This window comes from Myroides sp. N17-2, assembly GCF_002286775.1.
In the GTDB taxonomy this organism is placed as follows: Bacteria; Bacteroidota; Bacteroidia; order Flavobacteriales; family Flavobacteriaceae; genus Flavobacterium.
On record NZ_NSGJ01000024.1, the window covers coordinates 24,584 to 37,417 of the forward strand.

The 12,834-nt window shown below is 37.2% G+C and carries 10 protein-coding genes; 1 reads left to right on the forward strand and 9 read right to left on the reverse strand.

Annotated features, from left to right (window positions below):
* Window positions 1–8 precede the first annotated feature (8 nt).
* The 7 genes from CF599_RS11040 to CF599_RS11070 form a co-directional block, all read right to left on the reverse strand.
* Entirely contained in the window at window positions 9–935 is a 927-nt protein-coding gene (locus tag CF599_RS11040; protein ID WP_254050284.1) for an energy transducer TonB, read from the reverse strand.
* A 169-nt stretch (window positions 936–1,104) separates the two neighbouring features.
* A complete protein-coding gene (locus CF599_RS19520) occupies window positions 1,105–1,272 on the reverse strand; it encodes a hypothetical protein (RefSeq protein ID WP_158221780.1) in 168 nt (55 codons plus the stop codon).
* Window positions 1,273–1,370: 98 nt separating this feature from the next.
* Window positions 1,371–2,318 carry a hypothetical protein gene (locus tag CF599_RS11045; RefSeq protein WP_121966088.1) on the reverse strand — a complete coding sequence of 316 codons (948 nt, stop codon included), beginning with the start codon at window positions 2,316–2,318 and terminating at the stop codon, window positions 1,371–1,373.
* A 252-nt stretch (window positions 2,319–2,570) separates the two neighbouring features.
* Entirely contained in the window at window positions 2,571–5,615 is a 3,045-nt protein-coding gene (locus CF599_RS11055) for an SbcC/MukB-like Walker B domain-containing protein (RefSeq protein WP_121966089.1), read from the reverse strand.
* A 6-nt stretch (window positions 5,616–5,621) separates the two neighbouring features.
* Window positions 5,622–6,839 (reverse strand): exonuclease subunit SbcD, encoded by a 1,218-nt coding sequence (locus CF599_RS11060; RefSeq protein WP_121966090.1) that lies wholly within the window; start codon window positions 6,837–6,839, stop codon window positions 5,622–5,624.
* Window positions 6,840–7,041: 202 nt separating this feature from the next.
* Window positions 7,042–7,746, reverse strand: a complete 705-nt coding sequence (locus tag CF599_RS11065) for a DsbA family oxidoreductase (RefSeq protein WP_121966091.1) — start codon at window positions 7,744–7,746, stop codon at window positions 7,042–7,044.
* 165 nt (window positions 7,747–7,911) lie between these two features.
* Window positions 7,912–9,108, reverse strand: a complete 1,197-nt coding sequence (locus CF599_RS11070; RefSeq protein ID WP_121966092.1) for an MFS transporter — start codon at window positions 9,106–9,108, stop codon at window positions 7,912–7,914.
* A gap of 100 nt (window positions 9,109–9,208) precedes the next feature.
* Between CF599_RS11070 and CF599_RS11075 the strand changes: the two genes are divergently transcribed.
* A complete protein-coding gene (locus tag CF599_RS11075) occupies window positions 9,209–9,991 on the forward strand; it encodes an AraC family transcriptional regulator (RefSeq protein WP_121966093.1) in 783 nt (260 codons plus the stop codon).
* Window positions 9,992–10,089: 98 nt separating this feature from the next.
* On the opposite strand, the gene CF599_RS11080 is transcribed toward CF599_RS11075, so the two are convergent.
* Both CF599_RS11080 and CF599_RS11085 read right to left on the reverse strand, forming a co-directional pair.
* On the reverse strand, window positions 10,090–10,605 hold the full coding sequence (locus CF599_RS11080; RefSeq protein WP_121966094.1) for a hypothetical protein: 516 nt from the start codon (window positions 10,603–10,605) through the stop codon (window positions 10,090–10,092).
* 132 nt (window positions 10,606–10,737) lie between these two features.
* Window positions 10,738–12,774 (reverse strand): dihydrofolate reductase, encoded by a 2,037-nt coding sequence (locus CF599_RS11085; RefSeq protein ID WP_121966095.1) that lies wholly within the window; start codon window positions 12,772–12,774, stop codon window positions 10,738–10,740.
* Between the last annotated feature and the right edge of the window lie 60 nt (window positions 12,775–12,834).

Genomic DNA, 12,834 nt, shown 5'->3' on the forward strand with positions numbered 1-12,834 from the left:
ATACTCTCTTAGTTTAAAGAGAAGTTATATACTATCTGACCTACTTGCTTGTCTGGAGCTTTAGGATTAGGTTGCCACTTAGTTTGCATAGCTGCTATCCTCGCTTGATCTAACAGACACTTCACTGTATTAGTTGATCCTTTTACACCTGCGCGAGCCTCTATCGTATTCCCTGATTGGTCTACCCAAACTTCCACGACCACCTTACCTACCTCATTACACAAATACTTTGGCACTGGCTTTACTAATGCAGCTCTACCTTCTAAAGAATAACCTATTCCACCACCTACACCTGTGCCTGTTCCGCTTCCCGTGCCACCGCCTGTTCCGCTTCCGCTACCTGGACCTACACCACTACCATTTCCTGAGCCTGTACCACTACCGTTACCTACTCCATAATATCCACCACTACCTGATAGTCCACCATTCGCATTGTTACTATTACCTCCGTTACCCGTACCACCTTTGCTACCATTCATCAGACTACTTAGCGCATCCTTAGTGGCATTAGATACATCAGGCTTCTTCGCTACAGGTTCTGCTTTCTTAACTTCTTTTACCTCTGTCTTTTTAACGACAGGCTTATCAGTTACTACTACTTTTTTATCAGTCTTAGTCTTATCTACTTTATTTACTATTACAGGTGCCTCATCATTCTTCTCATAAGCGATTACCTGCTCTTCTTTTACCGTTTCTACAGGTTGTACCACTTCTTTCACAGGCTCTACTATAGGCGTATGATCTTCTGTAGCTAAGGGAGCAGGACTACCTTCTAAAGCGATAGATACACCTGTACCTCCACCTCCTCCACCTCCGAAGTAGTTATGAGCGGTCTGCGTCTCTATAAATCGTATAAAGTATAGCATAACAAATAATAACACTGCTACACCTACTGTAATATATATCGACGTTCTCTCTTCTTTTGAATAATTCATACTCATAATGGTATCCCTATAATTCTATATTGTAATACAGCAAATGTATATTATTTATGACTTAATATTTTTATAAAATTGACTTTCCACGTGATTTAACTATAATTTACTAATATAGAGAGCCTATAACAACAAAAAAGCCTAGTCATCACTGACTGGGCTTTATATATTATTCTGCTAAATGCTTATTCTTTGCTTTTCTCTTTAGTAGTTGTTCTCTAAATATCGCTACCTCTTTTTCTAGCTCATCTCTTCTTGGTTCTCCTATTATACCGAATACCTCATCCTTTACTTGAGTCCAAGTCTTTAAATATCTAACGTTCTTACTTTCTTCCATAATGCCGTTTATTGCTTTAATAATCTTTATGTGTGATTATTCTCTCCGCCAAAATAATGCCATAAGTATAACCAACACTACTTTATTATTTTAGATTTCTATTTATAAGTACGGCTAACCTCAACAGACTTGCCATTGACTACTTTATATTTGACTTCTAACACCTTATCACTATCCTCTGTACTTTCCCAATACTTTATCTTATAAGGTTTATTATCCTCTACGCTATATGTTGTCTCTGTTTCATTTCCATTTCCATCTGCAGTAAAGGTAGATAAAGTTTGATTCAACGGATTTAACGTCATTAGTGAACTATAATCTGTATTAAAATTCTTATCATATTTAAACTTCTTCGTAGTTGGGTTATAGATCAAATAATATTCTCCATAATCCCCTTTACTCACGAATGGGTAATAATGCGACACTATGATATCTAAATAGCCATCGAAGTTATAATCACCCATGCTCACCTCTACACCTGATTTCTTATCAGAGTAAGAGTCAGGCAGTGTTATCTCCTGAATAAACTGCTTATGCTCATCATAAAGCTTCACTGAATTAAAAGCTACATAATACTCATTATAACTCTCCTCCTCACACTTCCCTACATTGACTTTATAATAGAACACTGCATCGGCATTCTTCTCTACAGCATTAAACTGAAAGTTCATTACCTTGTTATTAGACTTATTTGTCCACTTACCTTCTAACACCTTATGTGTAGTAAAGTCCCCTGCTTGGAATATCCCTGTCGTTTTACGTTCCCTACTCTTGACATCATACACTTCTTCACTAAAGCTAAATGTTTTCACAGGCATATCGCCTACTAATGTTATAGGCTCATTAGTAGGATATTTTGCATAGATATATTTTCCATAAACCCAATTGCCATTCTCTTTATATTCCATATACGCCTTGATAGGATACTTGTCTATCATCCCATCATAAGCGATAGTTCTACTTATTATTTTCTTTTGTCCCAACATTGATAAGTTAATCCCTAATATCAACAGTAACATTAACAATTGACTCTTATCTAATTTCATAGCAATGACTTTTAAACAAAAATAGATAATATCCCTCTACCAATCGCTCATACCATAAAAAAACCCAATCATCACTGACTGGGCTGTATAATCCCAGAATCAGCGCTAGCCAAATACTACAAAGCAATTCTACTTCATAGCTCTTTCATTAGCTCCTCAACCATACTATAGTATGCTTTCGTCACTAATTCAGATCTATTTTGTATAATTACTTTTCGTTTATATGTCTATCACTTATTCTGCGATAATCTTTTAATAGTTTATCACTACCTCGCTACCTCGTTCTTCATCTTTAATGACAGACAGAGACATTGGGATGCGCTCTTGTAGTTCATCCACGTGAGAGATAATCCCTACTATTCTATTCTCTTTATGTAAATTACTCAATGTCTCGAAGACTATGTTTACAGACTCGCTATCCTGAGTACCGAACCCCTCATCGATAAAGAAGAAGTTCTTATCTGACTTAGACAGACTCTGTACACTCTCTGCTAACGCTAAGGCTAACGACAGTGACACCTGAAAGCTCTGTCCTCCTGATAGTGTCTTCACACTTCTCGCCTTACCATTATTAAGGTAATCGATAATCTCAAACTCATTCGCTTCGTTAAGCTGTAAACTAAGCTGATTATTCGTCAATCTATGGAATCTAGCATTTGCCATATCACATAGGTTCTTTAGATAGATAGAAGACACATAATTTACAAATCCCGCTCCACTAAACATATTCATCAGTGTACCTAAGTTAGTCACACGCTTATCTATCACATCGTATTGTTTCTGTAAGGTTTGTTTCTTCGCATAGTCTTTCTCTAGTCGCTCTACCTCACCTGCTAACTTAGCTACTGCCTCCGTTATCTCCTTTACCTGTGCTTCTAGCTGAGTAATGACCTCCTGCTGCTTAGCGAACTTCTCTTGATCAAAAGCAATATCTTTCAGTTTATCAACTAACGTATTCACTGCATTTCTAACTACTTCTAACTGCACTTCGAATGCCTGTATAGCTTCTCTCTGTTGCTCTACATTAATATTCTTACTTAGTACAACGATCACTTCTTCTACAGCAGTCAACTGATGCGTACTTAATAATGAATTAATAGTAGTATTATTCTGTTCTAACGCTTGTTTTAACTCTGCTAACTCCGCTTGTACATTCTTTACATCTGCCTGTAAACTTGCTAGTTTAGGAGACATTATACTATACTGAGCTGTCAAGTCTTTATAGCGCTGTTCTACTAACGTTACATTAGCCTCACGCTGCTGTACCTGCTGTGCTAATATTGTTTCTTCTAAGTTTAGATATGTATCTATCTGAAGTCTGATGATCTGCTCACTCTTAGACTTGACATCACTTTCTAGACTTGCGCCTTCTAGTTCTATACTTCCTAATTCTTTAGTGAACTTCTCTACTTGACCACGGTGTAGTTCTACTTCTTTAGTGACTACAGTTAACTTATTCTCAAGTGTTTCTACTTGCTTACTGATTATCTCAGCTTGTTTCTTAAGATTGGAAAATTGCTCTGCATTTCCTTTTTCTATTATCGTCCATACGAAGTTAAGCTGATGAAATTCTACTTGTTGTCTAAGGTTTTGTTCCCTTTGTTGGTTCTCTTGCCCTTGACCTAACAGTAGCTTCTTCTTATCAAATAGACTAACAGCCTTGCGTTCGTATTTCTTTAATCTGTCTTGCTTATCCTTTACCTCCTTTAAGCGATTCTCACACTGCTGTACAGATATAGTCACATCGTCTCCCTGTAGAATATGAGGATGGTGTGCCGATCCACATAATGGACAGGCTTGCCCATCGTGTAATTCGTTAGCATAACGTGCCAACTCCTGCGCCACCTTAAGATTTTGTAACTCTACTTCTATATCATTAATCTCCTTATCGAAAACATTTCTATAGTTCTCTATCTCCTGTTCCCACTGATTAATATCCTTTAATTTCAGTCCTGCGATATCACTATCTACTGCTTGTATCTCAGTATTTAATGAAGCCATAGACTGCTGTACCTCTTGCATACTCTTCTCAAAAAAAGACTGCTGCGTAAACCACGCATCTAAAGACATCAGCATAGTGGTATCTATTCGATTACCCTTAGCGATATTTAGTTCATTTTCTTGATGAGTTAAAGCTTTTTTGCTTGCCTTAAAAGCTTGCTCTGCCTCCTCTACAAAAGCCTTTCCCTTCTTATGACGCTCTAATAGAATAGCCTTAGCATTATGCGCTTTTTTGATTTCCTTAATTAAGTTTAGCTCATACAGTTCAGCCTTTAAGTGTTCTAACCCTGCATATTGTTGCTCCGCTACCTTAAGCTCATTGCTAACTTTAGTGAATTGTTCTTGTAGATCAGTTGCTTCTTTAGTGACAGTATTTAATCTTGTCTCACGAGTAGCTACTTTCTCAGTTACATTCTTCTGCTCTACTAACACAGCAGAGAATGCCTTATCTAGCTGTTCATACTGAATCAGCTCATTCTTTTGAGTAGTTATTTGTGGTACCTTCTCTTCTAATAGTGCTAATTCGGTCTTCTTCGTTGCCAATGTCTCGAAGTCATCCTTCACTGCTTTGAGCTGTTGATAGCTCTCACTTTCTTGCTTATATGTCTTGTTTAGCTCGTTACTCTTCTCACTCTCCTGAAGATGTAATGTCTTCTTTTGTGTAATTTCGTCAGTGGTAACTTGGCTAAAACTCTTTAATTCTCCTTCTATTACGTTTAGACTCTCCTTAGTTGTACCATATAGACGCTTCGCCTTATCTGCCAAATCAAAACGGTCTAAACCGAATATCTCCTGCATCATCTTGGTTCTATCCTTACCGCCTAATTCGATAAACTCTCTAAACTTCCCTTGTGGGATAATGATCGTACGTTTAAAGTTCTCATAACTCAGCCCAATGATATCAGGCATATTAAGTTCCTTCTGTGGTACCCATATTCCATCTTCATCTTTATATAGAGTAGTATCACCTCTCTTCACATCATCAAATTTTTTAGAATTTCTTCTAAACTCTCTGTAGATGCGATACTTCTCCTCTTTAAAATTATAGAACTCAAAGTCAATCACCGAGCGGTCTGACTTTAGGTTCATCATATTATAAGCACGCTTATCGTTCTTATTCATACGCTCCGTCTCTCCATATAGTCCGAAAGAGATTGCCTCTAATATCGACGACTTACCCGATCCGACCTTACCGAATATACCGAATAACCCTGCCTCTATCAGACTCGTAAAATCTATAACCTGCTTCTCTTGATATGAATACAGTCCTTCTATCGTTAACTTAATTGGTATCATACTGTACTACTCTAATATCTCTTTAAACAAATCCATTAACTCCTCATTAGGCTCTTGCCCTTTATTTCTCTCTTTAAAGTAATCTCTAAACAGCCCTTGCATATCTTGATCTAGATTGACTTGCTTCACATTAGCTTGATCACCTTTATCACTCAGTGTGACCTGAGGAATAATAGTGATAATCCCATCGTGAGCAGAGTATAACCTCTTCATATCATCCGCATTTAAGAACGTATCACTAACGATAGTTAATTCTACTAATTGATACGGATTAGCGACTAGCCACTCCACTGCGTCATCTACACTGCTAAACTTCATACGAGACAGCTGACGTCCACTTTCTAGAGATACTTGCGTATAGGTAATCGGTTTGCCTGCCTCTGCATCTAATATCATCACACACTTCTGCTGTCCTGCCTCACTAAAACTATAACTAAGCGGACTACCCGAGTACACCACTGGTCTATCCTCTGGACCTACCTGATGTGCTCTGTGTAAATGCCCAAGAGCAGTATACTGCACTTGCTCCGGGATGATATCACTATAGATAATATCAGCATTACCGACTTTTAGAGGTTTCTCTCCATCGGGTTCATCTAACAGCTCCCCATTGCGATTCATCATATATAGGTGTGATATCAGTAGATTCACCCCCTTAGTCTTACAATATTTATCTGCTAATGCTTGCCAATTCTCCCCTAGTACTTCATTAAGAGCAGTCCCCTTATCCTCCGTATCTAAGGCTTTCTTAAGTCTAATCTCGTTAGCATAAGGAGTATGTAGTATGCGTATCGGCTGTTTAAATCGATCTAACTTCAATTCAAAAAAGCCATTTGCTGACTTCGATATTTTAAATTGGTTCTCGATCTCGAATGGTGTCACAGCAGCATTAGGTAATCCTACCAAGATAATCCCACACTCACGTGCTAATGGATCCGGAGCATCTATGCGCTCAGGGCTATCGTGGTTACCTGCTATAGCGATGACAGGACGCTCACCATTTTTGGCAAGGCGTTTCAATGTTTTATAAAATAACTCTACAGCCTCTACGGGTGGGTTAAAAGCATCAAATAAATCACCTGCTACTAAGACTACATCCACTGCCTCACGCTCTGCTATTTCACAGATCTCGTCAAGCACTTTGCGCTGTTCCTCTAAGCGACTAAAGTTATCTAATCTCTTTCCTAAGTGCCAATCGGCTGTATGTAGAATCTTCAATCCCATTTATCTTTCTTTGTTTTCTAGTGGCTCAAAGATACTAACTATATCAGGGTTTATACGTCACTTTTAAGATTAGCTTAATCATTTTTTTAGCAATAAACACCTCAACAATGAACTTATTTTCGCTTTACAATTATAAATGACAACACCCCATTAATACACTGTACTAATGGGGTGTTCTTATTTATAAATCAACTATGGTCTCTTATATCTCGCATCCATCAGGACCACAAGCTCCTGCATCACTACCACCTTTCATTTCAAATTTAGGTTGGCTTTCTTGGTATGCTTGTGTTAACGCTTCTACGAATGCTTCAGTAGGTTGTGCTCCTGACACACCGTATTTTCTATCCAATACAAAGAATGGCACTCCTGATACCCCAAGAGTACGTGCCTCTGCGATATCTGCATGTACCTCTTCTAACTGTGCATCAGAGATTAAGAATGTTCTTGCTTCTTCTGCGTTTAATCCTATCTCCTGTGCGATAGCAACTAATACCTCTATATCACCTACGTTCTTTCCGTTAGTGAAGTGCGCTAAGAATAATGCTTCTTCTGCTTCGTTCCCTTTACCTTGCGCTTGAGCAAAGTGAATAAGGCGATGAGCTCTGATAGTATTCACTGGGATAGATTGATCTTGTTTAAAGTCTATTCCAACCGCATTACCTGCTTGTTGCAGATTATCCATCATCCCTTGTATTTGTGCAGCAGGCATACCTTTGCGTTGAGCTAAATAGTCTTTCGTTGACATATCTAACCCCTCTACAGGCAAGTCCGGATCTAGCTGAAAGCTTTTCCACTCTACTTCTATCTTATCTGCGAAAGGCAACTGTACCAACGCATTCTCAAAATTCTTCTTTCCAACGTAACAAAAAGGACACATTACGTCCGACCATATTTCTACTTTCATATCTTATCTATTTAAATGAGGAGCTAACTAAATAGCTCTATACCCAAAGATAAAACTAATCCAACTGAGTACTTCTCTTCTTAACAATAATTAAATAGTATCCTAAAGGGAAGTGCCTGTGGTAAAACATATAACTTTTGCCATATTCCGAAGAATTAAAAGTTATTACTTCACCCAATTATTCTTACCTGCGATACCTCCTGATATAATCAGTGTACCTGACATCACTAATAAAAATACAAGTGATAATGACCACGCCTGTGATAGATCAAATAAAGCTCCAAATATAGGTGGTCCACATGCCGCAATCAGATATCCGATAGACTGTGCCATACCTGATAACTCTGCTGCCTGTGTAGTTGTACTCGTGCGCAAAACGAAGAATAACATCGACAAACTAAATGCTAATCCACTTGCTGTACCTATCAGTACACACCACAGGGCGATAAGATTAACCTTAAATATTAAAAGCCCTGCTATCCCTACTGTAAACAAGACTCCTGTAGCTATTGCTAATAGCTTCTGATTAGGAAGTTTACTTGCTATAATAGCTCCAATAAACGTCATCGGCAACTGTGCGAACTGCATATATGATAATAACCATCCTGCTTCTTCTCTCGGAATCCCCCAAGTAATAGCCATCTTAGGTAACCATGCTGCTAGACAGTAAAACAGTAATGACTGCACTCCCATAAATATAGTAACTGCCCACGCTGTCTTAGACTTGTACATATTGACTTTTACTTCGTCCTGTCCTAATGAAGCTGTTGATTGTACTGCTTTATGTTTCTTTACTTGTGGTAGCCAAACCACGATAGTCACAACACTTAGTACTATCCATATTCCGATAGATCCCTTCCATCCCATCTCGGTGAACTTACCTAAGCTAATGCTAAACCCTGCTGCTAATGCCGCTGTTAGGTTCATCGCTACGGAGTATATTCCCATCATCGTACCAACGTTCTTCTGATAGTTGTTTTTGATGTATGCAGGCATTAATACGTTTCCTACTGTGATAGCGATACCTACTAAAGCAGCACCTAGAAACAGAGTAACTAAGCTCCCATAAGGTCTAATAACTAATCCAATACTCAATAAGATTAATGAGACTAATAAGACTATCTCCATCCCATAACGACGTGATATCCTTGGCACCATACTTGACAAAAATCCAAATGCCATCAGTGGTATAGTAGTCACTAAACCCGCTGTAGTATTAGACAAAGCAAGAGACTTGCTTATCTCACTGATCACAGGTCCTACAGAAGTTAGTGGGGCTCTAAGATTAGAAGCGATGAATATTATCCCTAATAACATCAGTATTTTCTTCATCTTAGAAGTTTCTTCTATATAATTTTCCATTGTTGTTTGTTTTAAAAAATGCGTATTGTTATTCTAGAGTACAAAAATAAAAGGTAATAAATGATTATATTCGCCATATATCATAACTAAAACGACAAGTATGAGTACACCACAGTTAGTTGATCAAGTTGAAAAGAAAGGTTTCTCTTGGCATGCAGAACTTTGGAAGCACAACAATGAGTTTCACCATCACAAGAAAGCCCAACTCGTATATGTAGAATCAGGATACCAATATCTACATGTAGAGTCGTGCCAATTCTTGTTGCCTCAAAACCACGTAGCCTATATTCCATCAAATATGCCACATAAGACTACACATGCTTCTGAACACGTATCACTGCGTACGCTATACTTCGATGTGGATGACTTACCTCCGTTTTACGATAAATTATATCTGTTCTCTATCCCAAGTGTATTAAGAGAAATGATTATGTATACTGAAAAGTGGTCTATGAATATGGAATACGAGGAGAGTGAACAGACTTTCTTAAGAGCCATCTTATTAGAGCTTCCCTCTTTCGTGCAAAATGCTGTACCACTTATCACTCCTGTACCGCGTACAAAAGTATTACTTGATGCTACGGCATATATTCACAAACATTATCAAGCAACTATAACCATCAATGAATTAGCAGAGTTATGCTTTATGAGTGTGCGTACCTTAGAACGCCAATTCAAAAAAGAAACAGGCATAAGCATCGCTAAATATATACAGATGATGCGTATCATTAAATCAATAGAATTACTCAGTGAAGGACAACATACTATCAGTGAAATAGCATTATCTGTAGGGTATAATAGTGCACAATCATATAGTAATGTTTTCACTAAACTTATAGGTCAACGTCCCACTGAATTTATGCAACAAAGTCTTACTCTATAATCAAACTGCTATTCTAAATGAACGGATAGTCTGAGATTACTACCAATAAAAAAGTCGGTTTAGAACAAACCGACTTATATATTTTAAGATATTGCTCCTTAATAATCTAAAGAGTCTTGTGGAGCATTAGGTGTTTTAACAAAAGCAAGCTCTGGATATTTTAATAAGAAGTCATTCTTAAGAGCATATCCTATAGACTGTCTAGTCCCAGAGTTTCCATTAAAGAAAGTTGGTTTACCTCTAGTCCATTTTGTTTCATATACTAGAGTATTCGTTTTAGCATCTTTAACAATGATCTTAGCATCGCGCTTAGACTTACTATACTTATAGACTCTTATTTCTAATACGAAATCAGCATCATCTTTCATACTTACTAATTTACAGTAAGAAAACCTTCTAAACTCAGATAACGCCATATTACGTGCATCGTGACCATCTACATTTATTTTATTTTCGGTATCTATGAACTCAATATAAAACTTAGAGTCTTTAGTCAAAGTAGGTGTAGTACTCGTAATCACGTCTACCTTATCTATACTAATAGGTGAATACATAGCATACGAAAGTGTACCTGTAAGTAGTAATGCTGTACTTAATAATAGTATTTTTTTCATAGTGTCTAAATAATTATGTTAACTATAATATCTCCTCTATCAAAGTAAACACATTTTCAGAGAACTATAACAATAGTATTCAAATAATAAAAAAGCCAATCTCTCGATTGGCTTTGTATTATAAATTTCAAATTAGTTTACAAGTGGTAAGAATCCGTATTCTTTAGCATAACGCAACATTTGCTCTTCGAATGATTTAGGTTGTTCTACTTTATAATCAGTAACTTCTCCTTTATCGTTCTTCACAGGCACGATGTATGGGTTAACAAATCCTCTGTATGGAGCAGATTTAAACTTAGCATTACGAGCTAATACCTCTTTGTGGATCGCTTGATCTACTTTCACACCATAAGTTTCGACTAAAGCTTTACCAGCGTTATAATCTCCCTCAGACTTGATACGTTGTGTCTCTTTTAAAAGTTGTCCAAACAAGTCGTGTAATTTATCATAGTCAGTGATGTTATAATATGTTTTACCATCTCTAACTACTTTCTCTATTACATTGTCTTTCTTTCCTTTTTCGAATACCCAAGCACTCACCCATTGGCGATTTCTCATGTGTGCTTCTTCTATATCAGCTCCTGGCTCTAAACGCACTAACTGAGTCATCAACCCATTGCGGATATAACCATCATAAGCAGCTTTACCTACAGCTTTCCAATCTTCTACTAATCCTAACTCTTGTAGTTTAGGATTGTATAAATAGTATAGACCTACTAAGTCAGCACGCCCTTCTTCTAAAGTAGAAGCATAACTTTTTAAAGTTTCTTTTGGTTGTCCTACTCCTTTGTTAATTTGCCCAGATGCATGCCCGATTACTTCGTGAAGTGCAGTGTGTAACTTATCTGCTAACTCACCGTATTTCTCTTCTAATTGTAATTCCTCCTCATCGTGAACGAACTCTTTTAATTTGTCGGAACCACCTGCATGATTATAAGAATCGATAATATTACCTAATGAGATAGACTTAGAACCATGTTCTGCTCTAATCCAATCCGCGTTCGGTAAGTTCACTCCGATAGGTGTACTTGGAGATGCGTCACCTGCTTCTGATGCTACGATAACAGTCTTATAAGTAACTCCTTTAACGTTTTTCTTTTTGTGAGCATCCATTAATGGAGAGTTATCCTCAAACCACTGTGCTGATTGAGAGATCACAGCCATCTTTTTAGACATATCAAAGTCATTGATTTGCACCACGCTTTCATAAGATCCTTTATGTCCTAATGGATCTGCATATACTTCTATAAATCCATTGTTATAATCGATATTTCCTTTAGTAGCCTTTACCCAAGCGATGTTATAATCATCCCAAGTCTTCAAATCTCCAGTTTGGTAATATTTGATTAATAATTTAAGTGCATCTCCTTGTTCTTTATTCTCTGCTACAGTTACCGCTTTTTCTAACCAAAAGATAATTTGATCAATTGCTTTACCATACATTCCTCCACTCTTCCACACTTTCTCTACTAACTTACCGTTCTCTTTAACTACTTTAGAGTTCAAACCTGTAGATAATGGACGGTCTGGATCTGGGCTTTTCATCGCTCCATAAAACGCTTCTACTTCATCTTCAGTAATACCTTCCCCATAGAAATTAACAGCAGAACCTTTCACAAGACCTTTCGCCAAGTCAAGGTTTACTTTCTTATTATCTACGTTATTAAATAAAATGTTAGAGATATTCTGATCTAATTCCGTATTCGTTTCTTTCAATAAAATAGAGAAATATGCTTGTGCAAAACCAGGTTTAATCTTCTCATTAGAATAATGGTGGTGAATACCATTAGAGAACCATACGCGTTTAACATAAGTAACGAACTCTTTCCAATCTTCAGACTCTTTATCACCTTTATAGTTTTCGTAAACATTCTCTAATGCTTTACGAATAGTCAAGTTGTGCTTATAGTTTTGATCCCAAATGATATCACGTCCAGCATATCCTGCCTGGCTTAGATAATAAACTAACTCTTTCTCTTTTAATGTCAAGTTCTCCCATCCTGGTATCTGGTATTTTAATACCTCGATATCTCCAAACTGGTCAATACTATATTCAAATTGTTCTGTATCTACCACTCCTTCAGTTCCTTTTTCAGTTTCTTTCTTTTCGCCACATGATAGTGCCATAGCAGAAGCTATCACAATACACGCCATTGTGTTTAATTTCATATTATAGTTTTTATATTGTGTTTAGACAAATATATACATATTGCCTATAACGAATCTATT

Excerpts from the sequence above, each read along its gene's own strand:
- CF599_RS19520 (WP_158221780.1), bottom strand. The coding sequence starts at position 1,272 with ATGGAAGAAAGTAAGAACGTTAGATATTTAAAGACTTGGACTCAAGTA.
- CF599_RS11075 (WP_121966093.1), top strand. The coding sequence starts at position 9,209 with ATGAGTACACCACAGTTAGTTGATCAAGTTGAAAAGAAAGGTTTCTCT.
- CF599_RS11080 (WP_121966094.1), bottom strand. The coding sequence starts at position 10,605 with ATGAAAAAAATACTATTATTAAGTACAGCATTACTACTTACAGGTACA.
- CF599_RS11070 (WP_121966092.1), bottom strand. The coding sequence starts at position 9,108 with ATGGAAAATTATATAGAAGAAACTTCTAAGATGAAGAAAATACTGATG.
- CF599_RS11085 (WP_121966095.1), bottom strand. The coding sequence starts at position 12,774 with ATGAAATTAAACACAATGGCGTGTATTGTGATAGCTTCTGCTATGGCA.
- CF599_RS11060 (WP_121966090.1), bottom strand. The coding sequence starts at position 6,839 with ATGGGATTGAAGATTCTACATACAGCCGATTGGCACTTAGGAAAGAGA.
- CF599_RS11065 (WP_121966091.1), bottom strand. The coding sequence starts at position 7,746 with ATGAAAGTAGAAATATGGTCGGACGTAATGTGTCCTTTTTGTTACGTT.
- CF599_RS11055 (WP_121966089.1), bottom strand. The coding sequence starts at position 5,615 with ATGATACCAATTAAGTTAACGATAGAAGGACTGTATTCATATCAAGAG.
- CF599_RS11040 (WP_254050284.1), bottom strand. The coding sequence starts at position 935 with ATGAATTATTCAAAAGAAGAGAGAACGTCGATATATATTACAGTAGGT.
- CF599_RS11045 (WP_121966088.1), bottom strand. The coding sequence starts at position 2,318 with ATGAAATTAGATAAGAGTCAATTGTTAATGTTACTGTTGATATTAGGG.